Annotated in this window: 23 protein-coding genes, 1 tRNA gene and 1 pseudogene; 12 read left to right on the top strand and 13 right to left on the bottom strand. The window is 41.5% G+C overall.

What is annotated here, in order from left to right:
• Nucleotides 1-32: 32 nt before the first annotated feature.
• Together ES754_RS06795 and ES754_RS06790 are read right to left on the bottom strand one after the other, a co-directional pair.
• Nucleotides 33-836 (bottom strand): class I SAM-dependent methyltransferase, encoded by an 804-nt coding sequence (locus tag ES754_RS06795; protein WP_147223434.1) that lies wholly within the window; start codon nt 834-836, stop codon nt 33-35.
• Nucleotides 833-2,074, bottom strand: coding sequence for an 8-amino-7-oxononanoate synthase (locus tag ES754_RS06790; protein WP_147223433.1), 1,242 nt, complete (start codon nt 2,072-2,074; stop codon nt 833-835). The genes ES754_RS06795 and ES754_RS06790 overlap by 4 nt, the downstream gene beginning before the upstream one ends.
• A 320-nt stretch (nt 2,075-2,394) precedes the next feature.
• Here ES754_RS06790 and ES754_RS06785 point away from each other — a divergent pair, with 320 nt between their 5' ends.
• From ES754_RS06785 to ES754_RS06770, 4 genes and pseudogenes are all read left to right on the top strand, one after another.
• Nucleotides 2,395-2,952, top strand: a complete 558-nt coding sequence (locus ES754_RS06785; RefSeq protein WP_147223431.1) for a porin family protein — start codon at nt 2,395-2,397, stop codon at nt 2,950-2,952.
• A 231-nt stretch (nt 2,953-3,183) separates the two neighbouring features.
• Nucleotides 3,184-3,633: pseudogene (locus tag ES754_RS06780) on the top strand (NfeD family protein); the annotation flags it as partial.
• 312 nt (nt 3,634-3,945) lie between these two features.
• Entirely contained in the window at nt 3,946-4,806 is an 861-nt protein-coding gene (locus ES754_RS06775; RefSeq protein WP_147223866.1) for an SPFH domain-containing protein, read from the top strand.
• 197 nt (nt 4,807-5,003) lie between these two features.
• Nucleotides 5,004-6,380: an esterase-like activity of phytase family protein gene (locus ES754_RS06770; RefSeq protein WP_147223427.1), complete on the top strand. Its 1,377-nt coding sequence runs from the start codon at nt 5,004-5,006 to the stop codon at nt 6,378-6,380.
• 83 nt (nt 6,381-6,463) lie between these two features.
• Here ES754_RS06770 and hemN read toward each other — a convergent pair whose 3' ends face one another.
• Nucleotides 6,464-8,014, bottom strand: a complete 1,551-nt coding sequence (gene hemN, locus ES754_RS06765; RefSeq protein ID WP_147223425.1) for an oxygen-independent coproporphyrinogen III oxidase — start codon at nt 8,012-8,014, stop codon at nt 6,464-6,466.
• A 287-nt stretch (nt 8,015-8,301) separates the two neighbouring features.
• On the opposite strand from hemN, the gene ES754_RS06760 reads away from it, so the two are divergent.
• Complete coding sequence (locus tag ES754_RS06760) at nt 8,302-9,879, top strand: YifB family Mg chelatase-like AAA ATPase (protein ID WP_147223423.1); 1,578 nt, start codon at nt 8,302-8,304, stop codon at nt 9,877-9,879.
• A 66-nt stretch (nt 9,880-9,945) separates the two neighbouring features.
• Here the strand turns inward: ES754_RS06760 and ES754_RS06755 are convergent, their stop codons facing one another.
• The 5 genes from ES754_RS06755 to ES754_RS06735 form a co-directional block, all read right to left on the bottom strand.
• The gene (locus tag ES754_RS06755) at nt 9,946-11,655 is read right to left on the bottom strand and encodes a formate--tetrahydrofolate ligase (protein WP_147223421.1); all 1,710 of its coding nucleotides are present in this window, start codon (nt 11,653-11,655) and stop codon (nt 9,946-9,948) included.
• Between the two features lie 187 nt (nt 11,656-11,842).
• The gene (locus ES754_RS06750; RefSeq protein ID WP_147223419.1) at nt 11,843-12,517 is read right to left on the bottom strand and encodes a phosphoglycolate phosphatase; all 675 of its coding nucleotides are present in this window, start codon (nt 12,515-12,517) and stop codon (nt 11,843-11,845) included.
• A gap of 129 nt (nt 12,518-12,646) precedes the next feature.
• Nucleotides 12,647-13,147, bottom strand: coding sequence for a DUF4385 domain-containing protein (locus ES754_RS06745; RefSeq protein ID WP_147223417.1), 501 nt, complete (start codon nt 13,145-13,147; stop codon nt 12,647-12,649).
• 168 nt (nt 13,148-13,315) lie between these two features.
• Nucleotides 13,316-13,391 (bottom strand) — tRNA-Phe (locus tag ES754_RS06740).
• Between the two features lie 140 nt (nt 13,392-13,531).
• Nucleotides 13,532-13,954: a hypothetical protein gene (locus ES754_RS06735; protein WP_147223415.1), complete on the bottom strand. Its 423-nt coding sequence runs from the start codon at nt 13,952-13,954 to the stop codon at nt 13,532-13,534.
• Between the two features lie 325 nt (nt 13,955-14,279).
• Between ES754_RS06735 and hisB the strand changes: the two genes are divergently transcribed.
• From hisB to ES754_RS06720, 3 genes are all read left to right on the top strand, one after another.
• Nucleotides 14,280-14,933: an imidazoleglycerol-phosphate dehydratase HisB gene (gene hisB / locus ES754_RS06730; RefSeq protein WP_227677851.1), complete on the top strand. Its 654-nt coding sequence runs from the start codon at nt 14,280-14,282 to the stop codon at nt 14,931-14,933.
• A complete protein-coding gene (gene hisH, locus ES754_RS06725; protein WP_147223413.1) occupies nt 14,934-15,578 on the top strand; it encodes an imidazole glycerol phosphate synthase subunit HisH in 645 nt (214 codons plus the stop codon).
• Between the two features lie 126 nt (nt 15,579-15,704).
• Entirely contained in the window at nt 15,705-16,079 is a 375-nt protein-coding gene (locus ES754_RS06720; protein ID WP_147223411.1) for a hypothetical protein, read from the top strand.
• Nucleotides 16,080-16,140: 61 nt separating this feature from the next.
• Here the strand turns inward: ES754_RS06720 and ES754_RS06715 are convergent, their stop codons facing one another.
• Both ES754_RS06715 and ES754_RS06710 read right to left on the bottom strand, forming a co-directional pair.
• The gene (locus ES754_RS06715) at nt 16,141-17,445 is read right to left on the bottom strand and encodes a valine--pyruvate transaminase (RefSeq protein WP_147223409.1); all 1,305 of its coding nucleotides are present in this window, start codon (nt 17,443-17,445) and stop codon (nt 16,141-16,143) included.
• A gap of 320 nt (nt 17,446-17,765) precedes the next feature.
• Nucleotides 17,766-18,482: a dCTP deaminase gene (locus ES754_RS06710; RefSeq protein WP_147223407.1), complete on the bottom strand. Its 717-nt coding sequence runs from the start codon at nt 18,480-18,482 to the stop codon at nt 17,766-17,768.
• A gap of 246 nt (nt 18,483-18,728) precedes the next feature.
• Between ES754_RS06710 and tmk the strand changes: the two genes are divergently transcribed.
• The 4 genes from tmk to ES754_RS06690 are packed head-to-tail and all read left to right on the top strand — an operon-like array spanning nt 18,729 to nt 21,073.
• Nucleotides 18,729-19,376 carry a dTMP kinase gene (gene tmk / locus ES754_RS06705; protein WP_147223405.1) on the top strand — a complete coding sequence of 216 codons (648 nt, stop codon included), beginning with the start codon at nt 18,729-18,731 and terminating at the stop codon, nt 19,374-19,376.
• A 46-nt stretch (nt 19,377-19,422) separates the two neighbouring features.
• The gene (locus ES754_RS06700; RefSeq protein ID WP_147223403.1) at nt 19,423-19,764 is read left to right on the top strand and encodes a MazG nucleotide pyrophosphohydrolase domain-containing protein; all 342 of its coding nucleotides are present in this window, start codon (nt 19,423-19,425) and stop codon (nt 19,762-19,764) included.
• Nucleotides 19,765-20,700 carry a thymidylate synthase gene (locus ES754_RS06695; RefSeq protein WP_147223401.1) on the top strand — a complete coding sequence of 312 codons (936 nt, stop codon included), beginning with the start codon at nt 19,765-19,767 and terminating at the stop codon, nt 20,698-20,700.
• A gap of 10 nt (nt 20,701-20,710) precedes the next feature.
• On the top strand, nt 20,711-21,073 hold the full coding sequence (locus tag ES754_RS06690; RefSeq protein WP_147223399.1) for a hypothetical protein: 363 nt from the start codon (nt 20,711-20,713) through the stop codon (nt 21,071-21,073).
• 110 nt (nt 21,074-21,183) lie between these two features.
• Here the strand turns inward: ES754_RS06690 and ES754_RS06685 are convergent, their stop codons facing one another.
• From ES754_RS06685 to ES754_RS06675, 3 genes are read right to left on the bottom strand one after another with little or no spacing between them, the layout of a single operon-like run.
• Entirely contained in the window at nt 21,184-23,847 is a 2,664-nt protein-coding gene (locus tag ES754_RS06685) for an ABC transporter permease (RefSeq protein ID WP_227677850.1), read from the bottom strand.
• Entirely contained in the window at nt 23,844-24,605 is a 762-nt protein-coding gene (locus tag ES754_RS06680; protein ID WP_147223397.1) for an ABC transporter ATP-binding protein, read from the bottom strand. The genes ES754_RS06685 and ES754_RS06680 overlap by 4 nt, the downstream gene beginning before the upstream one ends.
• A gap of 14 nt (nt 24,606-24,619) precedes the next feature.
• Nucleotides 24,620-25,432, bottom strand: coding sequence for an arylesterase (locus ES754_RS06675; RefSeq protein ID WP_147223395.1), 813 nt, complete (start codon nt 25,430-25,432; stop codon nt 24,620-24,622).
• Nucleotides 25,433-25,463: the final 31 nt, after the last annotated feature.

Raw genomic sequence — 25,463 nt, 5'->3', positions numbered from 1 at the left:
TTTTTATGGCCAAATTATGAGTAGTGGTTTTACTATTTAAAAGCATTAATCATAAGCACTTCATAAGTTAAGTTGACGCATGGTTGGTCATTTTTATCTTGCCCTGAAAACTGTTGCCAATAATCTGACTCAAAATGCTGCAGACGGGTCTTTGTCCATATAAATGGCGTATCATTCGATGATGTGGCTGTCTGATTGGTAGACACTCCGGTCAGCTGCATATGTTTGAGCACATCGTAAGGGTTATCAAACGGTAACTCAAAACGATGGATGGAAAGTTTAACCTGCTCAAAACCTGAGTCTTCCAATTCTAATTTCCATTCGTCGACGGCTGGATAATCCAACCCTTGGCCCGTTAATTTTTTTATTTGCAAAAAATTATTGGGTGTAAAGGTGTTAAATAGCAGTTGTCCACCAGACTGTAGGCAATTATACGATTGTTGGATAAAGCTTAATGGATCATTGAACCACTGCACAGCATTAGCACTAATAATTAAGCTATGGTTCTTACCTAAATTTATGGCTTCAGCATCGCCAATCTTTACTTTGGCAGAAGGCAAAATCGCTTGTAAAATTGGCAACTGTTTACCTGCTAATTCATTAATAATCCACTGCTCACTTCGAATGTTCGCGATTAATAAGCGGGTCATCAGGCCCGTACCTGCACCTACTTCTAACACGCTACTTTGTTGAGTATCGGCAATTTGGTTAATGAGTATCTGACAAACCTGCTGTTGAATGCTGGCGTGATGATTGTAATCGCGGGCATCCGAAAAACGACGGGCAATGGTTTTTTTTCTAGTATCAAGTGCATCAAAAACAGTGGCATTATTCATAAATTTTCTATCAACCGTTGGCAGTCGTCGTGAGTTAGTGCAGCATTCATAACCAAGCGAATACGAGCGGTGTTTGCTGGAACTGTAGGCGGCCTAATGGGTAACGCGTAAAACCCTGCATCTTGAAGCTGCTTTGCTTTGGCAACAGTGCTGGCATTATCGCCCAAGATGTACGGTATGATTGGTGACTGATAACGTTCTTGCTGCGTGCTTGACGATGGTCTGTATGGTTGGGAAATCGCTTGGCTAAGCTGTAACGATAATGCCGCTAAATGCGCGCGCTTATCATTTAATTGCGGCATTTTTGCCAAAATAAAACGTGTCCATGCGTGATTGGTCGGCGGTAATGCCGTACTAAAAATAAGCGGACGCATATGATTAATTAACCATTGTTTCACGCTATCATGACACAGAATATAAGCACCGACTGAGGCAAAAGCTTTACCAAAAGTACCGACCAAATAATCAATGTCTGCTAGCGTTTTTGTCTCCTCTGCTAGTCCTAAACCTTGCTCGCCCAGTACCCCAACCGCATGCGCTTCATCTACATATAGCTCAATACGACTGTCTGTGGCTTTTAATTGTACCAACCTCGGCAGGTCTGCGCGGTCACCATCCATACTAAAAATACTTTCAGTGACAATAATAATGCGCTCGACGTCTGGCTCAGCTTGCTCAATCATCAAGGCTAATTGCATATAATCATTATGGCGATAACGCCGATAGGTACATAGCTTGCTTTGGCTAAGATGCATCCCATCGATGATACTAGCATGTACCAATTTATCTGCTAAAATAATTGTCTTCGCGGGGAGAGCGGTTAATGCAGGTAAAATACCAATATTGGCATGATAGCCGCTATTTATCACCAAAGCAGATTTTGGAGCAGATGAATCCTGTAGATTTGCTGCCTGATACCATTGCTGTAATTCTGACTCCAACGCTTGCAGTTGGTGATCATTACCCGTGAGAAGCCTCGACGATGTCGCACTCATTTTTGGTAGTTGCGCCGCTGGCAACTGTTGCAGTTGATTGAAAAATACGGCTCGTAATTCATTGTCAGCACTCAAGCCGAGGTAATCATTACTCGCAATATTGAGTAGCGACTTACCTTGACTGATTACATAGCGGCCTTGATGATCAAGGTTTGGCAAGTGACGATATTGCTGGCGCGATTTTAAGGACTCAAGTGCTTCTTGCAAACGAGTAGTGATAGCAGTCGCGATAGGGCTAGTCATCTTTTATTAGTCTCTAATGTTATTATTTAATTTTTCGAAACTATTTGTAATATAAGTTTGCTTATATATATAAATAGTTAAATGCGTAGAGAGTATTGCACAATACCTTCGAATGTAACAAATAATGTCATAAATAGCAGTTTGTGACATACCTACTGACAAACGATTGCAAAACTTAACTTAGCTGCTATTAAAAACTGACATTGTGAATGACATAATTTGTTACTATGTATACATCGTTAGCAAGCAAGGCGATATGACTGTAAAAGTCACCACAATTAAATAACTTGCTTGTCAAAACTAATTTTAAGGAGATGACGATGAAAACTTTACAAAAAACTCTAGTCGCACTAGCAGTTGGTTCTTTATTGAGTGTAAGTGCACAAGCGGCCATCTCTTATGGCAACGGCTACACTGGCCAGCCATACGTTGGTGTAAAAGTTGGTAAGTTCGATTTAGATACCAATGGCGCTAGCGACCCAACCGCTTATGGTGTGTATGGTGGTTACAACTTCGATCCTAATTTCGGTGTTGAAGCTGAATATGTAGGATCAGATGATGCTGACTTTTATGGTAACGGTGATGTAGACGCGAAAACTTATGGCGTCTATGGTACTTATCGCTACTTCGTTCCAAACACTGCTCTATATGGTAAAGCAAAGCTAGGCGTCGCTAAAACTAAAATAGAAGGTGATAGTAGCTATCTTGACAATCTAGGCGTTAGAAGAAACCGTAGTGTTTCTGACAGCGACACTAGACTTGCTGGTGGCCTAGGTGTAGGTTACGCAGTGAACTCTGACTTCGGTATCGAAGCTGAATATGATATCGTAAGCAGCGATGCTAACCTAATGACTGTTGGTGCACATCTGAAGTTCTAAGCTTATTAAACTTGCGATATTTAATCGTAGTTTAACAAATTAGTCTCATAGTCCAAAGAAAAAACGATCACTTCATGTGGTCGTTTTTTTATGCATTTTATTTAAACTAATAGGTGTTGTATAAGAAAGCATATTAAACGATAGGTAACAGTACAGGACTGATTTTTAAGGTAATGTTAACAAAGAAACTGTGCTACATTGAAAGGTAGAATTGCAAAGGAGAGAGCGGCAATGATTGAGACAATTTATATGATTGAGCCGTGGCATTGGTTGGTCTTAGGCTTTTTATTAATGATTGCCGAGATGTTTATTCCAACGTTTGCCAGTCTTTGGTTTGGTGCCGCTGCTGTCATTGTTGCTGCGTTATCGTGGCTATTGCCGATTTCATTGTTATGGCAAGTACTGATTTGGTTGAGCTTGTCCGTCATATTTATGTTAGCGTGGTTCAAATATATCAAGCCACTATCGGTAAACCGTACTAAGGCGGGACTGGGCGGCAGCGTTATTATTGGTGAGACAGGTATGATAGTGGCCAAGCCGCAAGCCGATGCCCTTGGACGCGTACGCTTTAGCGTGCCCATTGTCGGCGCAGATGAATGGTTTTGTCGTACGCGTGACGAAGAAGTCGAAGTAGGCGACCGTGTAGTCGTAACAGAGATTATTGGTAATGAGCTTATCGTCGCTCTTACTAAACGCATAACAGCACCTGTTGTCGATATAGTCATCCCTACCCCTATTGTTGATAATCGTCCTATTATTAACCGCCGTCCTGTCGCTAATAAACTTAGTCTTAAAAAAGCTGAGCTTAATAAAATAGACAGTAGCCACTAAATAGCTGACGAAGAAATCACTGAAATACCTATCTATTAACTTTGTGCTTCATATTAAATACTTATCGCACTACAGAATAAAAGATAGACAACAAATACGACATTGCCGCGCCATTGTTATTGATGGTTCAAGGAGAGCAACATGAATAGCATTATAAATAGCATGAATAGCTTTAGTATCGTTATGTTGGTACTAGTAGCTCTAATTGCGTTTACAGTTTTTAAAGGCGTGCGCATTGTACCGCAAGGTTATAAATGGATCGTCCAACGCTTAGGAAAGTATAGTCAAACTCTTGAACCGGGTTTAAACCTGATTATCCCCTTTGTTGATCGCGTCTCTTATAAAGTGACTACTAAAGATATCGTACTTGATATTCCATCCCAAGAAGTCATTACCCGTGATAACGTGGTTATCGTTGCCAACGCGGTCGCTTACATAAATATTGTTCGACCAGACAAAGCAGTCTATGGCATCGAAGATTATGCCTATGGTATCCGTAATTTGGTACAGACCTCTTTGCGCTCAATCATTGGTGAGATGGATTTAGACAGCGCTTTATCTAGTCGTGATGAGATTAAAGCCAAGCTCAAGCATGCGATTTCAGAGGATATCTCTGATTGGGGTATCACCCTAAAGACAGTAGAGATTCAGGATATTAATCCCTCATCTACGATGCAAGCGTCAATGGAAGAGCAAGCAGCGGCAGAGCGTCTACGCCGCGCTACTGTTACCCGTGCTGATGGTCAGAAACAAGCCGCTATCCTAGAGGCTGATGGGCGTCTAGAAGCCTCACGCCGTGACGCTGAAGCACAAGTAGTATTGGCCAAAGGGTCTGAGGAGTCTATTCGCCTTATTACCGCTGCTATGGGTAACGAGGAGATGCCGATTGTCTACTTGCTGGGTGAGCAGTATATCAAGTCGATTCGTCAGTTGGCAGAGTCTAATAATACTAAAATGGTGGTGTTACCTGCTGATATTTTAAGTACAGTTAAAGGTATGGTGGGTGATAAGCTGAAGGTATAGTAAATAATTTTTAAACGGCTCATATAAAATTATGTCCTAAAATAGTCAGTAAGCATCTTGTGCACTGACTATTTTTTTATCTGATTTTCAGCTATAAATTAACAACAAATTACTTCTTATCCTTTTGTTTAGTAAGGTATGGTTTTCACAGTGCTTATTATTTTAAACTTTAAAAGTATCAATTTAGGAAGTCAAAAATGTCAAAAATAAATAAAAGTAAAGAAATGCTGAATAATGAATTCATTCAAGGCAGCCCGTTACCTTATAGTGTACTGGACGATCAATATATTAATTCAGCGTATCCTGATAAAAAGCTAGAGATTCGAGGGGGTGGATTTGGCTCTGACGCCGCGGCTCATCCCACTAATCCTAATCAATTCTACGTGCTAACGGATCGCGGTCCTAATGCCGACTTTGATGGCAGTGCAGGCGCAGGAAAACGCTTTTTGTTGCCCAATTATACGCCACGCATTGGGTTGTTTGAGTTGCAAGATGATGGACATATAATCAAGGTTAAAGAGGTTTTACTCAAAGACGCTAATGGTACGCCTATCACGGGTTTACCCAATCCAAAAACACTCGGTGGCACTAATGAAATCCCGTATGACGCACAGGGTAAGTTGATGACGGTTCATGGTGAATTGCCCTATGACGAGATTATCAATCCTATTAAAAACGATATGAATGGACTTGATCCTGAAGGGTTAGCGGCGTTAAAGGATGGCAGTTTTTGGGTTAGTGATGAATATGGCCCGCACCTCGTTCATTATGATGCTGATGGGGTAGAGATTGAACGGATTAATCCTTTTGCGCATGATGAGCGTAATACGGTTATTGTTAATGATAAGCCGTTATTATTGCCTGCAGAGTTTATCAATCGTCGTGCCAATCGGGGTATCGAAAGTCTCACTATTACCCCTGACCAAACCACGTTAGTGGGTGTTATGGAGTCGTCCATGGACAATCCTGATAAGTCAGGAAGACACTCAAATTTGACGCGCGTGGTCACGATAAATCTAGTGAGTGGTCAGATTGCGCAGTATTTGTATCGTCTCGATAAAGCACAGCACGTCAATTCGGGTATTGTTGCTTTAAGCGGCCATGAGTTTTACATCATTGAGCATGATCGTAAATTTCCCTTACAAGATGAATCAGCACAAAAATATATCTACAAAATTGACATATCGCAAGCGACTGATATTGAGTCTATAACTAATGAAGACAGCGTGAAGCAAGATAAAGAGCTGGGTCTCTTGATTAATAGCCAGACACTAGAGCAGTTTATTGCGGTTGATGACCATAGTAGCTGGCAAGCCCTTGCGGATATTAATATTAAACCTGTTAATAAAACATTGGTGGTTGATGTTCTTGCAAGTCTTGATTATCCGCACGATAAGCTTGAAGGCTTATGGTTACGTCAAGATGGCTCAATTGGTTTGCTAAATGATGATGACTTTGCCATGACAGATTTAAACAATACGGTTGAACAAAAATATCTAGATAGTGAGAAAACGATAGAGGATGCCAATCGACTGTATATCGTAATACCTAATATAGTAGCGCCTAGTAAATGAGCGAGTAGGTACACTTAACTTCACTTATTTTTAACCAAAAAAAGACCTCATGTTGAGGTCTTTTTATTATTAATGAGAATATATTAAATTACTTTAGAAAAGCGATTCTTATGCTTTTTCTCAAGATATTCATCGAATACCATGGCCACGTTACGACCCAATAAGCGACCTTTAGGTAAAATGCGGATACCAGCCACATCCATATCTATCAGCTTGTCTTTTTGCATCTCACCGAGCTGTTGAATCTCATTAATAAAATAGGTGACAGCATCGATACCAAACTTCTGGTTAACGTCTTTAAAGTCAATATAGTCATGACAGAGTAGATTCATAATGACATATTCACGCAAGCGATCTTTGATAGAGGTCTTGATGTATTTGACCGCTGGCATGACGGTAAGGTTACTGCTTGCCGCGTTAATATTATCTTGATAAACCTGTAAATCTGTATGGTTTTGCAAAATATATTTGCTATTAGCATTGGTGATTTGACTGATTGCTGAGACTCCAAAACCCAATAAATCGCAGTCAGCCATGATGGTATAGCCTTGGAAGTTACGATGCAAATGGCCTTCGCGTTGTGCTATTGCTAGCTCATCATCAGGTTTTGCAAAATGGTCAATACCAATAAATTGATAACCTGCTTCGGTTAAAGTATTAATAGTATTACCGAGCATGGCAATTTTTTCAGCTGGATCTGGTAAATCCTCATCTTTAATTTGGCGCTGGGCTTTAAAGCGCTCAGGCAGATGGGCGTAGTTAAATACGGACAGACGATCTGGCGACATCTCAATAATACGGTGTACGGTCTTGTCCAATGTAATAGGGGTTTGGTGCGGTAGGCCATAAATCAAATCGATATTAATCGAATGAAAGCCTAAATCACGGGCTTCATTTAATATAGTGGCAATCATTTCTGCTGAATGTACCCGATTAACGGCAATCTGCACCGCTTCATCTAAGTCTTGCACACCGAGGCTGATACGATTAAAGCCGAGCTTACGCAAGGTCTGTAGGGTGTTGTCACCTAGCTCGCGTGGGTCAATTTCAATGGAATAATCGCCCTCGTTTTCTGGTAAAAATTCAAACTGGGTTTGCAAGAATTCCCAAAGCTGTACCATTTCTTCATCGCGCAAAAAGGTTGGGGTACCGCCGCCTAGATGCAGCTGCTTAACCAGTGGATTTTTGCCGTCTTCTAGTGTGGGTAATAAGCTGCGTTTGTGCTTAATTTCAGCAATAAGATATTGCAGATAGTCACCTGAATCGCTATTTTTTTTAGTAATAATTTTATTACAGGCACAGTAATAGCATAAATGGCGACAAAACGGGATGTGAAAATAGAGAGATAAGGGTACGTGCGCTTCACGATTTTGTAGAATCTTAGCTTCAAGACCGTCCGGCATTGGTAAAAACTCTAAAGCAGTCGGGTAAGAGGTATAGCGCGGCCCAGAACGATTGTACTTATTAATAATCTCCACATCAAACGCCGGTAGCTGCTTGCTTGCTTGAGTACCGCGGAGGCTGGCATAAGGGCTAATCTGCTGCACAACAGGACGTACAGTTGTGGGCGGCTCATGTGGCTGTTGATTGATAGGCTGCTGCGGTGCGTCGTTATGGTCGGTATATTCTGGCATGCGACATTCCTCTTTTTGACTGTAGATATCGTTATTTATTTACTCTAATACTGTGCAGTTTAAGACTCTTGTATTGCTGGTTTTTTATAGTGTTAATAATGACGATTAAATAGCTGGCAACTATTATAACAAATCCCTGCTTAGAGTGTGGAAGCTGACAAGTTTTCATATCATTAACGTGTCAGGCCAGTATTAAATGAAAATTTTTCGTAAGGCATAAGACACGACATTTGCGCACTGATAAAGAGTAGTCTATTATCAATAATCTTTTAAATTAAGAAGCTACTATGTCGTTCGCTCAAGTCTATACCCGCTCAGTCGTCGGCCTGCACGCGCCAAAGGTGATTATTGAGGTACATCTGTCCCAAGGCTTGCCAGCACTGACTATCGTAGGGCTACCCGCAGCGGCAGTTCGAGAAAGTAAAGATCGGGTGCGCTCGGCTATTTTGTACTCTGGCTTTCAGTTTCCCAATCGACGTTTGACGATTAATCTAGCGCCAGCTGATTTACCCAAAGATGGTGCACGGTTAGATTTACCTATTGCAATTGGTATTTTGGCAGCCAGCGGGCAGCTTGACCCTGACGTGTTATCCGCATTTGAATTTATTGGTGAGCTGGCACTGAATGGGGAGCTGAGGCAAGTAACGGGCAGTCTAGCGGTTGCCCGAGCGATAAAAGCAGAAGCCTTGGCATTGAAAACATTAGGATTAAAAATGTTGCCATCAGAGTTATTGCAAGAAACACAGCAATCAGAAGAGACACGGCAATTAATCGTGCCAATGGAGAATAGCAGCGATGCCAGCCGTGTTGAAGGCGTAACGATATTAGCTGCGCAAAGCCTTAAAGAGGTGTGTGCGCATTTGCAATCGCTAGCCGATCCCAGTGCGATGGAGGCGCGTTTGGCAGTCGTTCCATTAAGGTGCATTCAGCCTAATGCCAGCTATCAAGTGGATTTAGCTGATGTAAAGGGGCAACATCATGCCAGACGGGCGTTAGAGATTGCCGCAGCTGGTGGACACTCGCTATTATTTACCGGACCTCCTGGCTCTGGTAAAACCCTGATGGCATCACGTCTCCCGACTATTTTGCCAGATTTGAGCGCGGAGGACGCGCTAGAAGTCGCCAGTACGTATTCAGTAGCAGACAGCGACTATGACTACGGTACGCGACCCTTTCGGCAAGTACATCACACCATATCGGCGGTTGCACTCGTCGGTGGGGGTTCACGTCCCAAGCCTGGAGAGATTACTTTGGCCAATAAAGGGGTGCTATTTTTGGATGAGCTGCCTGAGTTTGATCGTAGTGTGTTAGAGGTATTGCGCCAGCCCCTAGAAGCCAAGCAAATTACCATTAGTCGTGCCAACTCACAAATGACGTTCCCGGCTAATTTTCAATTGGTTGCTGCCATGAATCCATGTCCTTGTGGCTATGATGGAGACGGATCCGGACGCTGTCGTTGTCGTCCTGAGCAGATTAAACGCTATCAAGACAAACTATCAGGGCCACTACTGGATCGTATTGACTTGCATATCACCGTGCCAGCATTACCGATTGCGGACTTGCAAAACAGCCACGCTGGTGAAAGCTCCGAGCAGGTGCGAATGAGAGTTATCGCTGCCCATAAGCGTCAGTTAGCAAGGCAACAAAAAGTCAATAATGAGCTTAGCCCAAGCGAGCTTGATGAGTATGTCCAATTAGGCGAGGGCGAGCAGCAGTTATTACAGATGGCACAGCAACGACTCAAGCTGTCAGCGCGCGGCTATCACCGTGTGTTAAGAGTGGCGCGCACCATTGCTGATTTGGCTGATAGCCCTAATATTAGTAGTGCCCATGTGTCTGAGGCACTAAGCTATCGCAGTAAATAGCACAAACAGTATAAGCAATACGGACGATATAACAGCCGCTGATTTATTTTTGGGGTGTGATGGCTATTAAAACAACCCCGTAATATTGCCAGTATCGTCCACATCAATGCGTTCAGCTGAAGGACGTTTGGGCAAGCCTGGCATTTTCATAATAGGGCCGCAGATAACCACAATAAATCCTGCACCGGAGGAGATACTAATATCACGCACATGGATATCAAAGCCAGTAGGTCGGCCCAGTAGCTTGGCATTATCGCTTAGTGAGTATTGAGTTTTAGCGATACAAATAGGCATTTTATCTAGATGGAGTGCTTCTAATTGGCGAATCTTAGACTGCGCAAGTATACTAATGTCAATATCTTTAGCACCATAAATACGCTGAGCAACCGTACGAATTTTATCTTCAATGGTGTTGTCACTGTCATAAGAAAAACGAAACTGGCTAGATTGGTCATCTTGATCTTTGAGTAGATTAAGTAATGTATTCGCTAATGCTTCTCCGCCCGCACCGCCTTTTTCCCATACTTGTGTTAGAGCAACCTCAACGCCTTTTTCTTGGCACGCCTGCCTTACCATCTCTACTTCAGCATCGGTATCGCTAACAAATTGATTAATAGCGACGACGACTGGCAGACCGTAAACATTTTGCATATTCTCGATGTGTTTGAATAGGTTTGGTAGACCCTGTGCAAGCGCTGATAAGTTCTCAGTAGTTAACGCATCTTTAGCAACGCCGCCATTGTATTTTAGCGCTCGTATGGTAGCGACAATAACGGCAGCATCTGGTGTCAGACCTGATAGTCTGCATTTAATATCACAAAACTTCTGCGCCCCTAGGTCAGCGCCAAAGCCAGCTTCTGTAAGCGTGTAATCTGCCAAATGCATGGCAACGCGAGTGGCAATCACGGAGTTGCATCCATGAGCGATATTAGCAAAGGGACCGCCATGAACAATGGCTGGTGTGCCCTCGATAGTTTGTACTAAGTTTGGTTTGAGTGCGTCTCTTAATAAAGCAGCCATAGCGCCGTGGGCATTGAGTTCTCTTGCATAAACAGGTTGTTTGTCTTTGTTGTATGCCACTAAGATATTGCCCAAACGCTGTTTTAAATCAGCCAAATCTGTCGCTAAACAAAAAATAGCCATCACTTCAGAGGCAACAGTGATATCAAAGCCATCTTCACGCATGACGCCATCGGTGGTTTTGCCCATACCGTCAATGATATTGCGCAGCTGACGATCATTCATGTCTACCGCCCGTCGCCAAAATACTTGTTTTGGGTCAATATTCAGCGCATTACCTTGGTAGATATGATTATCCAGCATGGCAGCCAATAAGTTATTGGCCGCACCAATGGCATGAAAGTCGCCAGTAAAATGTAGGTTAATATCTTCCATCGGTAACACTTGTGCATAACCGCCACCAGCCGCACCGCCTTTCATCCCAAACACTGGGCCTAATGAAGGCTCACGCAAGGCAACCATCGTTATCTCAGCAGACTTTTGCTGTTGATGAACTCTATTCAAAGCATCAGCGAGACCAATTGTGACCGTGGTTTTACCTTCACCGGCAGGTGTCGGGTTAATCGCAGTGACCAATATCAGTTTGCTACGTTTGGATTTTGCAGGCTTAGCAAAAACATCGTTGGGATTTATCTTCGCCTTATAGTGCCCGTAAGGTTCTATATTATTAGTAGATAGGCCAATTTTTGCGGCAATGCTATTGATGGATTGTAAGGTCGTGCTCTGAGCAATAGCAATATCGCTAGGTACAGTCATGTTGAAAGTCTCTTTAATCTTTATAGCACTCAAAAAAAAATAGCGTCTTTAAGCGCGCTATTTCAATTTTTGAGGGGAGTGTTGTTTTGAGGGGAGTGTTGTAAGGGTATGCCATTAAGGCTTTTAGCATTCATATTGTTAATTTGAGAAATAAAAGCTGGATACTAAAAACTAAGACACCAAAAGCTTATTTTTCTAGCAGGTAAGCAAGCAAATCTGCGAAGTTATCAAAGACTTGATTTGGCTGACTATCACGGATATCATTTCCATAATTATAACCATAAGACAGACCGATAGTCTCGATGCCTGCATTCTTGCCAGCTGAGACATCATTAATAGAATCGCCAATCATAACGGCTTGTGCGGGGTCAAAATTTAGGGTTTTGCAGGTATGAAGTAGCGGGGCGGGGTCAGGCTTTTTAGTGGACAAGCTATCGCCGCCTAATACCATATCAAATAATGGCGTCCACCCTAAGCCATCCAGAATATTTGGGACAAAGCGTATCGGCTTATTGGTGACTAACGCTAAAGTAAAGCCAGCTTCTTTTAATTGACGTAGACCTTGGTCAACATCCGGATAAGTAATGGTTTTGCTAACGTCATGCTCAGCATAAGCGGTAAAGAATAATTGCTCAGCCGCTTCAATCTCTGCTACAGATAGACGCGCATCGACGTTGTTGCTACCGGATAAGGCACGTTCAACCAGCGCTCGTGCCCCGTTACCTACCCATTCTGTTATCGTATCAAGCGTATGAGTTGGTTTGCCCAATTGCGTGAGCATCTGGTTAGTCGCATCCGCTAAATCAGGGACGCTATCGATCAAAGTGCCATCAAAATCAAACATTAACAGTTTTTTAGTCATTATTTATGCTCACTATTTATTATCATTGGTAATTGGTAATTGCTGGTAATTAAAAATAATTGCTATACAAATCATATTTTAATTTACTTAGCTTAGCACAGTGTCCGAGGCTATCTAAATTTTGGCGTATTATTCAACATCTTTATAACGTTCACGGTGCTCCGCTTTCATCCTTAAATAATCTTCATTGTCACGGCAACAGTCCCATTTTTGTTTAAAAATACGAGCCGATTCAGCTTTGATGGGATCTTCCTCTTGGCGTGGTAGCTCTGCGCGACCGTGTGCTCCGCTTTGCCCTTTTTTATCGTCAGGCACCGCGCCTTTATATTTTTTACCGCCTTTATGATTGGCATAGCGCCGTGCCCGTGTAAAACCCATTTGAATAAATTTGCGTGCCATATCAGCACCAACGAAATCATCCGCAGCCAGATACTCTAAGAACATTTGGTAAATAATATTGCTACTTTCGGTTGCGATATCAGGCGTCGCAAAGCGCCAATGCGGTAATATTTCAGATTTATACGGCTCAACCAATAATACCCCTTGCTCGCCGCGACCGACACGGTATAGCTCAGGCTGCTCACGTAGATTTAGGCTTTTATAATCTAAATCATAATTAAACTCTCGCATAGTTTTTACCTATTAACGATAATGATTTTTAGTATAATCAGCGCCATGATATAAACTATAGCCCAAAAGTGTTAACCAAGCGTATAGTAGGATTTTAAATCAGTAATCTACAAGCATAAAAAAAGCCTCAAACATTAATGTTTGAGGCTTTTAGAATTCTAAAACGAATGGTGGCTCGAGGCAGGTTCGAACTGCCGACACACGGATTTTCAATCCGTTGCTCTACCGACTGAGCTATCGAGCCGTCTTCGTTGAGGCGCTATTAAACTAAATATTGGCGCTGCTGTCAAGTTATTTTTACACTAACCGTAATAAAAAGGTAAAAATTGACTTCAGAGGTCAGGTTATTCAAAGTAGATTTTACTGCGTTGATAACAAAGGCATCTAGCTTTTGACCTGTAGCAAGTCGTATTCGGTCATAATGCGATGGATATCGGCATCGACTGGCACAAATTGACGCACGCCTTTTTTTACTTCCGCATCATAGACCAGTTTAATAAACTTAGCATCAATCGCTCGATTGCGGTTTTCGGTATGCACGGTTAAATATTGCAAGCGCTTGGCATCTGTTTGCCCGTCATCAAAGCAGCCCACGGCGGCAATAGGCTTGTCATTGAACATGCCGACATACAGATACTGACCGCGTTTAAAACCTTGTTCTATGATAGTGAGCACCTCCATACCGGCAGGCTGATTGTCATCGGTGTCATATAAAGTTTGCAGACGCTCGGCCAATTCATTGTCGCGCGCAGGTTTTTGAATCAGTGGTGCATCCAAGCGATTGATGGCAATGGCTTCTAAAGGCATAGTTGGCTCCGGCGTTTATGGTGGCGTGATGGATTATCAGGTCGATTGATAATACTAAAGGCTGTATTTTAGCAGAATGGCACAAAATTGCGCGTCGTATACCGCTTGGTCATGGCAGTAAATCGCAGGGTTTGCTATGATAAGGGTAAATAATGGCGTGCTGGTCTTAATCCGACTATTCCTAGATATAAGATATTTCTAGAGAGGATAGGACAATGGCAGCCAACAGATACCGATTCGATTTTATGTTTCTCAAATTGAGAACACGTTGGGCTTATTGATAGCCCAATTTTATTGTTTGCTTTTTTATTTATAGAGAGTAGCCATGACAGCCAATTCTAATTCTACTGCACAAAATCAAAATTCTGCTCAAAACCTATACGGCCATGCCCCGCGTATTGCGACGGTTGAGCGCAATACTGCGGAGACGCAAGTGACCTGTACGGTGAATCTTGATGGTACTGGTCAAGGGGTAGTGGATACCGGCGTACCATTTTTGGACCATATGATTGATCAGATTAAGCGTCACGGTTTGTTTGACTTAGATATTAAATGTAACGGCGATACCTTTATCGATGATCACCACAGTGTTGAAGATACCGGTATTACCGTTGGGCAAGCATTTGCAAAAGCGCTCGGTGATAAAAAGGGCATTCGTCGTTACGGGCATTTTTATGCGCCACTCGATGAAGCGTTAACCCGCGCAGTGGTTGATTTATCGGGTCGTCCGGGCTTACATATGGATATTCCCTTTACCCGCTCGCATGTCGGCACTTTTGATGTGGATTTATTCAGTGAGTTTTTCTACGGCTTTGTTAATCATGCGTGGATGACCGTGCATTTGGACAATCTAAAAGGTAAAAACAGCCATCACCAAATCGAGTGTACGTTCAAAGCCTTTGCTCGTGCCTTGCGTATGGCTTGTGAATATGATGAGCGCGCGCTAAATACCTTGCCGTCGACCAAAGAGGCGTTTTAGATGAGTCGAGCCACCAAAATTGCATTACTAGATTATGGCATGGGTAATTTGCACTCTGCCAGCAAAGCACTATCAGCGGTCGGCGCGGAAGTTTCTATCACCAATGACCCGAAAGTCGTCGCCGCTGCGGATAAGATTGTATTTCCAGGCGTTGGTGCGATGCGCGACTGTATGGCTGGCATGCATGAGGCAGGTATTGACGAGGTAATCCGTCAGGCGGTGTTCAATAAGCCCGTGATGGCCATCTGTGTGGGTATGCAGGCGTTGTTTCATCAGACCGCTGAAAATGGTGGCACAGCGTGTCTCGGTATTTTAGATGGCACGGTGAAAGCGTTTAATCCGGTATGGACGGATAAAAATGGTAGCCAAATTAAAGTGCCACATATGGGTTGGAATACCATTAGCGGCATGAATTTTGCGCATCCCTTGTGGCGCGGTATTGCGGAAAATTCGCACTTTTACTTTGTGCACAGTTATTATTGTGAGCCAGAAAACAGCTCACAAGTTGCTGCGGTTTGTGATTATGGGCAGCCGTTTTGTGCCAGTATTTTGCGAGATAATTTATTTGCCACCCAGTTCCATCCAGAAAAAAGTCATAACGCCGGCTTACAACTATTAAAGAATTTTGTGGATTGGGATATTTAGTAATCGTTTTTGCTTTTAGACTTGTTGCTGAGGTTTCTTATGAACAACGAGATTTATATAATGCGCATTATAACTATGAGCGTTTTTTGATATAACGATTTTTTGTATTAAGGTAGTGAGACCTCAGTGGAATTTGGAAATTTTAAAGATGGCATTATAGCTGTTACTGGATTAGATAAAGATGCGCTACATATGTATGTTGGCATCAGTATCTATCTGTTATGTTTAATACTACTGCGTCCAATTTTTAAAAAGCAAAGTGTCCGATCATTTATTGCTTTAATCGCAGTGACCTGCATTGCCTTATTAGGCGAGTATTTAGACAACCGCCATACTATTGCAGAGCTAGGCCTCTCGGAATTAGGCAGCGTAGAGATAAAGGCCAGTATCCATGATATTATTAATACTTGCCTGCTCTCTTATGTGCTCTATGCCCTCACTTTATGGACTAAGACTTTTCAGACAGTGAGTAAACCAAGCAGCTTATTAAAACAGCGATAATAGACTGAAGTACTTTTCTTTAAAATTAAGTTAAGTGAGCTAGTCTTGCATCATGGTTAATTTAACTCGCATCATAAAGCTCACGAGCCACTTCTCCAATCACCTTGATACCATCAATTAGCGTCTGCTCATCAGCGGCAATACTCATGCGGATACATTTATGCGCGTGCGGATAGTTTGCCACATCGACACCGGGGAAGAAATATTTACTCGGCACAATTAAGGTGCCTTGTTTTTTCAAACGCTCATACAACTCAACGGTATCAATGGGCAAATCTTTAAACCATAACCATAAGAATATCGCGCCTTCAGGCTTATGAATTACTAATGGATAATCGCCCAACGCTTCTTTTAACAGCCGCACCGCTGTATTCGCCTGTTGCTGATAAAACGGTTTAATAGCGTCATCAGATAATTGCTTGATACGGTCATCTTTGACCAATGGCGTGGCAATCGCCGCACCAAAGCGTGTAGGGGCTAGATTGACGACCGCATTCATCGAACTGACCGCGGCAATCACTTCAGGCGCTGCCACAATAATTCCCGTGCGTACACCCGGCAAGCCAATTTTAGACAAGCTAAAACATAAAATTGTATTATCATCCCAATTTAAATGGGCATCTGAATAAATGATATTGGGAAACGGCATACCGTAAGCATTGTCAATAATGAGCGGTACCTCATAGCGTTTGGCAATTTCTGCTAAACGGCTCATTTCCTCATCGGTCAATACATTACCCGTTGGATTGGTCGGACGTGAGCAGCAAATTGCGCCAATACGACCCTCAACCAACGCGGGCAAGTTTTCTAGCGCCTCAAAGTCTACCCGATATTTAAAGAAGCCTTCCTCGCCATTGTAAGTAACCTCATCAATATGTGGTAACACTGCGGCAAAATGCTGGCCATCAACATGCACATCACTATAGCCAATATATTCTGGTGCTAAGGGCAGTAGGATAGATTTATCTACCGATTGGTTGTGCTCATCGGTAAAAGCACCGCCAAACAAATTAAATAGATAAAAGAAAGCATTTTGTGAGCCATTGGTGAGGGCGATATTTTCTGCGCTCAAGTTCCAATCATAATGACGATTAAAGAAGCCTACTAAAGCATCAATAAACGCGGCATCGCCTTGCGGGTTAGAATAATTACCCATGGCATTAAGGGCAGTTCCTTCTAGTCCATCATCACCAATTGCTTTATAAGTCTGCAAAAATACTTCATTGACCGCTTCAATACGGGCAGGGTTGCCGCCACCCAGCATATTGATAGGCTGGTCACTTTTTAAGGCATCGCCTAGATCGTCCATCAGCTGCGAGATGCCAGTTGGTTGGGTAAATTTTTGCCCAAATTTTGAGAATTTCATAGCGTTACCGTCATTTGATAAAGTTAAAAATGTAGCGTTAGTATATCAAATGACAAACTCTAAATGAGTAAACCATCAAGGCTTATATTAGTTTATATGACTATACGTCGAGTGAATCAAAAAACATCCTCTAAATTAATAGAGGACGTTTTTTATTTTGTGTTTTAGGGGCTTAGGATTTTGGAGCTAATCCTGCTTTGCGCCTGTAGTTCGTAGGCAGGGCTTATATCTTAAAATAAATCTAACCTAGAACACAGATATTTTATAAATATATTAGTCTAGAATGCTAAGCTAATGGCTAGCTTTATTTTTTTAGACAGCTAAACAACGGGGGGTGTGAAATAGTTTTTAGCTAACATTACGGATATACTTATCACTATAGGTATTATTACACCAGAAATAATTTTTACAAACAAATATATATTACTTAATTTTGTTTTCAATTCATGAATCTGTTCTTGCGTATTTGAAGGGTAGATACTTATTTTTTTTTCAATTTCGTGAATTTGTTTTTGCAAATCAGCAGGATAAGCATTTGTACTGCTAATCATGTACTTACTAAGAAACTCTCCGTTGACACCTTTTAAGCCTTGATGGTCGCCTTCATAAGTAGTGATACTAGTTAGAGTTGAAAACCATATTTGAAACAATGGATCACCTACTGTAAGGTTTATTGGATTTGTTCCTACGTTCAGCACGGAAAATACAAGTTTACCTTGGAAATTCGGATCTACGTGAAAACCTGAAATATTAATTAAACCTTTGAATTTTACTTTGCTTTTTATGGAGATAAAAGCCATTAAGTTATTAGGTATATGAAGTGTTTCAGAGGATTCTAAAAAATAAAATTCACCAGGTTCTATCACAATCTGATTATCTTCAGCTTTTAATACCTTAGAGTTCGTAGTTGTAGAGCAATATGATTGTCCAAGAGTAAGTTCATAGTGGTTACTTTTTATATTATCTTCGTGAAAGTCTAGAATTATTTTTTCGACTTCAACTCTGTCCTTAAGCTCTTGCTCTCCTAAAAAACTCATCAACTCTACTCTTTGTAAAAGGTTATAATTATATGTATTATCCAATACCTACATAGTAGACTCGTTTATCTATATAAGCATATTCTGTTAGAAGAGAGTAACAAATAACAAAATAATATACAATTGTTTGATTCTGACTTTGCTAGATGAGATATTAGGTAATACTCGGTTGATAAGACATATTTTACGCATAAAATCTTAAAATAAGATATATGTAATTTAGTATACAAATTTTAGAGAGCTAAGATGAAAGGTAAGTTTATAGTATTTGAAGGTATCGACGGGTCTGGTACAAGTACACAGTCTCAACTCCTTGCAGAGTTTTTCCAAGAGAAGCAAAACAGTTGCTTTTTAACTTCAGAACCTTCTTCAGGGCCTATAGGGAACTTGATAAGACAGGGTATGAAAGGAAGAGTCACTTTTGCAAAGTCTAATAATAATCCTTTAGAACAAGATCATGTGTTTGATGAGCAGATGGCTTACTTATTTGCCGCTGATCGACACGATCACTTATACAATGAAGTAGATGGAGTTTTCAAGTTAGTAAACACTGGTTCAGTAGTTATTAGTACTAGGTACTACTTCTCTTCTTACGCTTATCACTGTACTACGGAAGAAGACTTTCAATTTGTTAAATCTCTCAATAGTAAGTTTCCGAAGCCTGATTTAGTAATATATCTTAATAACCCTGTAGAAGAGTCTCTTAGACGTATTGCTTCTAGAGCTTTTACAGATGAATATGAGAATGAAGAAAAGCTAAATTTAGTAAGTAAGAATTACGAGAAAATATTTAGTAATTATAAAGGAAACCTAGCTATTATTGCAGCTAATAAAGACGTAGTCGAAATACACAATGAAATATTAGAAGTTATGAATAAACTATTTTTAGATTAATCGTTATTAATAATTATATAACGTATATTGAATCTGGAGTGGAGCAATGAGCTTATCACTTGAAAAGATAAAGATTTTACAGAAAGGTTTTGATAGAAACCATTCTGTAGGGGATAAAGCTTTCTATGTGGATATTAATGAGAGTAACATCCATGAATTAGAACACTTAATTGTTTGTCTATTAGGTGAGCTCGGGGAGTTTGCAAATATTTTAAAAAAAGTTACTAGAGGTGATTTTAGTCTAGAAGACGTCAAAGGTGATTTAGACGAAGAGCTTGTGGATGCTTTTATTTATTTAATAAAAATATCTAACCAGTTCAATGTTGATCTTGAAGAAGGGTATCTAAGTAAACTTGAAAAAAACAAACAACGTTTTAATGGTATATAAATGGAATATTTCATTGGTGATAACTATTCAAAAACCTATTATTCAGCTCTAAAAGCGTTTAACTCTGGTATTGCTTTGACTGAATCAAGAGTTGGAGACTGTTACGATCTTTCTACAGCTATGTTTTCTATCAGTTCTTTAAGCTGTGGTTTGCCTTTTATAAAGGGCAGAGGTTTGAATATATTTTTCGCGATAATGGAAGTAGCTTGGATATATACAGGTTCTAATGAGCTTAAGCCTTTACAGACTATAATAGATAGTTATGGAAAGTATTCTGAGGATAGTATTTCTCTATACGGTGCCTACGGTTATCGTATTTTCAATAAGTTTGGTGTCAACCAAGTCGAAAAAGTGATAGAAGAGCTATTAGAAAACCCGTATTCGAGACGAGCAGTTATCTCTATTTATACGGCTGAAGATTTAAATAATTTAACTTCATTAGATATACCTTGTAATATATCTCTTTTATTTAAAATCCGTAATAACCAGTTAGATATGACTGTATTGAATAGATCTAATGATGTTTACAAAGGAGTACCATACAACTTTTTTGTTTTTAGATTAATACAGTTTTATATATCAAGAGAGTTGAATGTAAAAGTTGGACTGCATAACCATTTTACGGATTCATTACACCTATATAAGAAAGACTTTCCTAAAGTAGCTAACCTTATAAAACAAGGCGAAGTAATAAAAGGTGGTTTGGAGATAGATATTAGTTTCTTTGATGAAATAATTGTTGATAGTGCTAATATAGTAGGCTTAAATTGGGATAGTATAAATAGTAAGAGACTGCGTTGGTTATTCACATCTTATAAAAAATTTAAAGAAATAAAAAATGTTTCTAGTTTTGAAGGTCACAATGAATTTTTGGAGCTAAGTTGGTTCGTTGATGATTGGTTACAAACTCACCATGACATTAGCTTGGATTTATAGGGATAGAAAAATGAATTTAGAAAGCCTACATAGTATTGCATACAGAGACCCTAGTGAGATAGCTTCTTTCATAGTTGAGATGGAAGCAGCATTAAGCGCTGAACAAGTTAATATCATTAGAAATTTCTTAGCTACGGTGAATTTTTCACCTATGAAATATGAGATTCTACAAGATGAGACTAGAGGGTTTTTGAAAAAAGTAATAATTGGTTTAGTTTTTGGTGAGATTAATGTCTTATCTTTTAGTGAGCCTTCTATAAAACAGTCTGTATTACAAAAATTTGATGAAGTCTGTCAGTTATTAAGTATAGATAAAAAATTCATCTCCCCAATCACTAATTATTCTAATGAAATTTGTAGTTATTGGGATTGAACAAAAATTATAGCGGGTAAGTGTGGTAGATAACATCAGATGAAAAACCCCATGAAGGGGTTTTTCTTTGCAAAGCTAAAATTGAATACAATTTCTTAATGCCTCTCACCCTAAATCATCGCTCGCACCCGCGCCATAATGCCACGGCCAATGACCAAACGCACATAAACAATAGAGATGGTGAATAATAAACCAATCAGCATCAGTGAGCCAATAGCGATACTTATCCACGGCATACTAAACTGTAAATTAAACCAGTAAGTAATGACCGCCCACGCACCAACACTAGCAATCGTTACCGCAAATGCAGCAGCACTAATACCGAGCAGACCGAGCTCTAAAATATTAAGCACATACAAGTCGCGCTTTTGCATCCCTAATAGACGGAAGGAGGCGCTCTCCTGCATACGATCTTGCGAGGTAGATAATAGCGAGCTGATCAACACCATAATGCCGGTCAGTAATGCCAATAAGGTGAAAATATAAACCAAGCGGCTCATCTGTGCGACTAATTCTTGCACTTGTTGCGCAATGGCGGTGCCATCAATAGTAGTAATGGCAGGGAAGCGGCGGACGAGCTTGCCTTGTATCTCAGGAATAGCATCTGCTGGCACGTGAACGGTGGCAAATTGAATTTGCGGGGCAGTAGCCAATACGGACGGCTCAAATAAGAAATAAAAATACGGACTTGGACCCTGCTCATAGCGTGAACGGATACTGGTAATTTGACCAACAATCTCAATACCTTGAATATTAAAGCGAATTTGCTCGCCTATCTTCACGTTGAGCATGGTAGCGGCAGTGTCTAAGATAGACAAAGGCTGTATTTGCTCAGTAGTTTGAGCGGCCTTACTTTGATTGGCCACATCTTCATTAACGATATCTTCATTAACAATAGGGCTATAGAGGGTGTTATCTTGTACTGCGGAGGTAATAAATTCAGTGTCCATTACCGTATCAGCGTAGCTTAAGTTAAAGACGCGGGTTGGATCATCAAAGCCTTCAGCCGGCTCAATATCTTGTACAGGAATATTATTAGCCGTCACCACCCGTGCCCTAATCACTGGATAATAGCTGACCGGTGCTGCAATCAAATTATTAATGTCATCGTGTTGATCACTCTGAATATCTAATAAGAATAAATTGGGTGCATCCTCAGGATAGGCATTAATAAATTGTGCATTAATACTGTGGTTAAGCGTGGTAATTAGCGTTAGTACGGCTACCGTTAACGATAGGGTAATGAAGAATAGCGTCGACTGATTGCCTTTACGCGCAAGGTTATGAATAGCGATACGCTGCATCCAGCTGATCTTGCTATACGTCGCCACGCGCGAAAGTAGCCATAACCAAGCCCGTGCCAGTGCCCAAAATATAGCAATAAAGCCGATTAAACCAATCAGTAATTGGGCAGCTAGTTTCAGAGATTGCACTTCATAGGCAAAGAAGCCATATAAACCGACTAGTATCAATCCATACCATAATAGCGGCAGCTGACGATACCAAGGCAAGCGTTGTGATGGTTGACTGGCACCTTGATTCAGTAAGGTGGCAGGTTTAGTGGTGCTGAGTGTATTAAGACCGCGTTGGGTAATGAGTAAGGTCAATACTGAAGCGATTATGACCGTCTTAATAATGCTCAGTGGATTGATGGCAAGGCCAATATCTGCGGGTAAAATTGCGGCCAGATAAGGCTGACTGATTTTGAGAAAAGCAAAGCTTAAAATAACGGCGGCAATACAAGCAATGACTGCGGTGCTCATTAACAAGCGATAATAGCTGGCCTTGATGGCTCCAACAGGCTCACCGAACGCCATGCGAATGGCATTACTGGACTGCTGCTTGGTCACAAAGGCGGTAATGACGCCATACATAGCGACTGCTGATAATAGCAAGACGGCAATGACCAACAGCTTTAAGAACTTCAAGACATTGTCAGAGATACGCGATACTGAGGTATCGGCAGACTCTGCATCGGACAGCTCAATATCAGGATAGTTCTCTAATATTTGCGTGAGCTGCTCACGCTGGCTTGCCATCAGCTCAGGGCCACCTGCCAGCTCAATACGATAGCTGACGCGGCTACGTTGCCCCATCAGGTTAGTGGCCTCAAGAGCCTCTTGCTGCATCAATACGCGACCGCCAAAACCGAAGGCAGTTAATGGACGATCCGGCTCTTTAATCAGCTCATCACTAATAATAAACTGTGCATCGCCCACGTTGATACGATCGCCAACGCTGGCATCTAAGCTTTTAAGAACTTCGGGAGCGACCACTACGCTATTTAAATTCAGCTGTTGCCATAAGGGTTTGCCAGAGGCCAGTGCTACGTCACCATATAAAGGATAAGCTGGAGTCACTCCTTTAACTTGGGCAAGGAGCGTTTGCTGCTCAGTGACCACCATCGCACTAAATTGATAGTCATAAACGATTTGGGTATCAGCAACAGTTTGTACTTGGCTTAATACTTCCGCCGGCCAGTCTTGATTGCTGGTTAATACTAAATCACCACCGACCAGCGCGCGTTGATTGTCATTGATATAGCTATTGACCGACTGTTGGATAGAGTCGAGGGTCAGGTAAGTCGCAAGCGACAAGGTTAAGGTAATTAAAAACAGCAGTGGGTAAACCCAGCGTCGCCACCAGCTACGGCTTAACGCTTGGGTCCCCAAAGTGCGTGTAAATAACACACGTGTCAGAGATGAATTCAGTATGCCACTAGGATAATTTGATTCATTATCCATGGGGTTATCATTGGTTAGCTTATTATTCATTCAGACAAAATCCGCCCATCGTGCATGGTAATGACGCGATCAGCCATTTTGGCCAGCGCGGCATCATGAGTTACGACCACCAGTGCCGAGCCGACTTGCTGGCGTAAATCTAATAACAGCTGCATAACTTGATCGGCATTCTGCTCATCTAAGTTACCAGTGGGCTCATCGGCAAATACAATTTTAGGGTGTGATACCAAAGCGCGTGCGACTGCCGTACGTTGCTGCTCACCACCAGACAACTGACTGGGCAAGCTGTTACGTCTGTGACCCAGTCCAACCGCCTCAATCAATTCATCAACCCGCGTCTTATTCGGACGGCGAGCAATATCGAGAGGAAATGCAATGTTTTCGGCGACGGTTAAGGTTGGCAATAGATGGAATGATTGAAACACAAAGCCCATTTCACGCTGACGGATAACTGCTAGTGCGTCTTCATTAAGTTCGCTTAATGTCTGTTTGCCTAGCGTCACTGAACCACTATTAGGATAGTCTAAAGCGGCCAATAGTCCTAGTAAGGTGGACTTACCGGAGCCCGACTTGCCCATAATAACCAAAAACTCGCCAGCGTTAACATGAATATTAACGTCTTTAATAATCGATAGGGTTTGTTCACCAACTTGTACGGTTTTGTTCAAGTTCGAGCCAACAAGCAGCGCATTTTCTTTTTCTTCAACCGTTAGGGTTGTCTCTGATGAAGTTGCTTCAGTTTCTAAATCTGTTTGTGTTTCTGTTTTTAAGGGCAACGAAGGTGTCATTAATGGTTCTCTATTTAATTTGTGACTACTGGTGCTGGTAGGCTCGTCTTATTAGTCTTAGCCACAAGCATTTGCTCAACCTCAGGCTGCAATATCGGTAGGATATTATCATTAACGATGATGGTATAGCCTTCGCTAGTGGGATGAATCGCATCTGCTTGATTGAGCTTAGGATCACCGCCGACCCCGTCTAAAAAGAAAGGAATCAGCGTCACATTCATCTCTTTGGCTATTTTTGGGTACATCGCGGCAAAAGACTGCACGTAATCAGAGCCGAGATTGTCATAAATCTGCATGCCACCTAAGATTACCTCACTGCCATTATCTTGAAGGTGCTTAACGGCAGTACGAATATTGGCCTCAACGATTGCCACATCAATACCGCGAATGGCATCATTGGCGCCAATCGTTAAGATAGTAATGTCTGGCTTGGTTTGGGTGACCCAATCTAGACGATTAACTAAGCCGCTACTGGTCTCGCCACTTAAGCCCGAATTGACCACTTTGACATTGTTATAGCCCATTTCTTGTAACCGTGCCTCTAACTGCGCTGGATAATTGTCATCATTTGCTACCCCAAGACCTTCTGTTAAAGAATCGCCCAGTGCCAATATCGTTAATACTTGACTATTGACTGACTGGTTCACTTGCTGCTCATTTTGCGCCGGGCTGGCAGGCGTGGTTTGGGTAGTTATCACCGTGTCATCAGTAACGCTATCCGCATCAGGTGCTTTTTGGCAGCCACTAATAGTTAGCATTAATAAAGTGCTCAGCATGATGACTGCCACGTTATAGCGTTTACTGGAACTTAGAGATACATCTATCATGGCTGTCTGGTCCTATTTACAATCAATCTAG

It is taken from the genome of Psychrobacter frigidicola, assembly GCF_007997305.1.
Classification (GTDB): Bacteria; Pseudomonadota; Gammaproteobacteria; order Pseudomonadales; family Moraxellaceae; genus Psychrobacter; species Psychrobacter frigidicola.
Note: the sequence above shows the minus strand (reverse complement) of the source record. Positions and strands in the feature narration are given on the sequence as shown.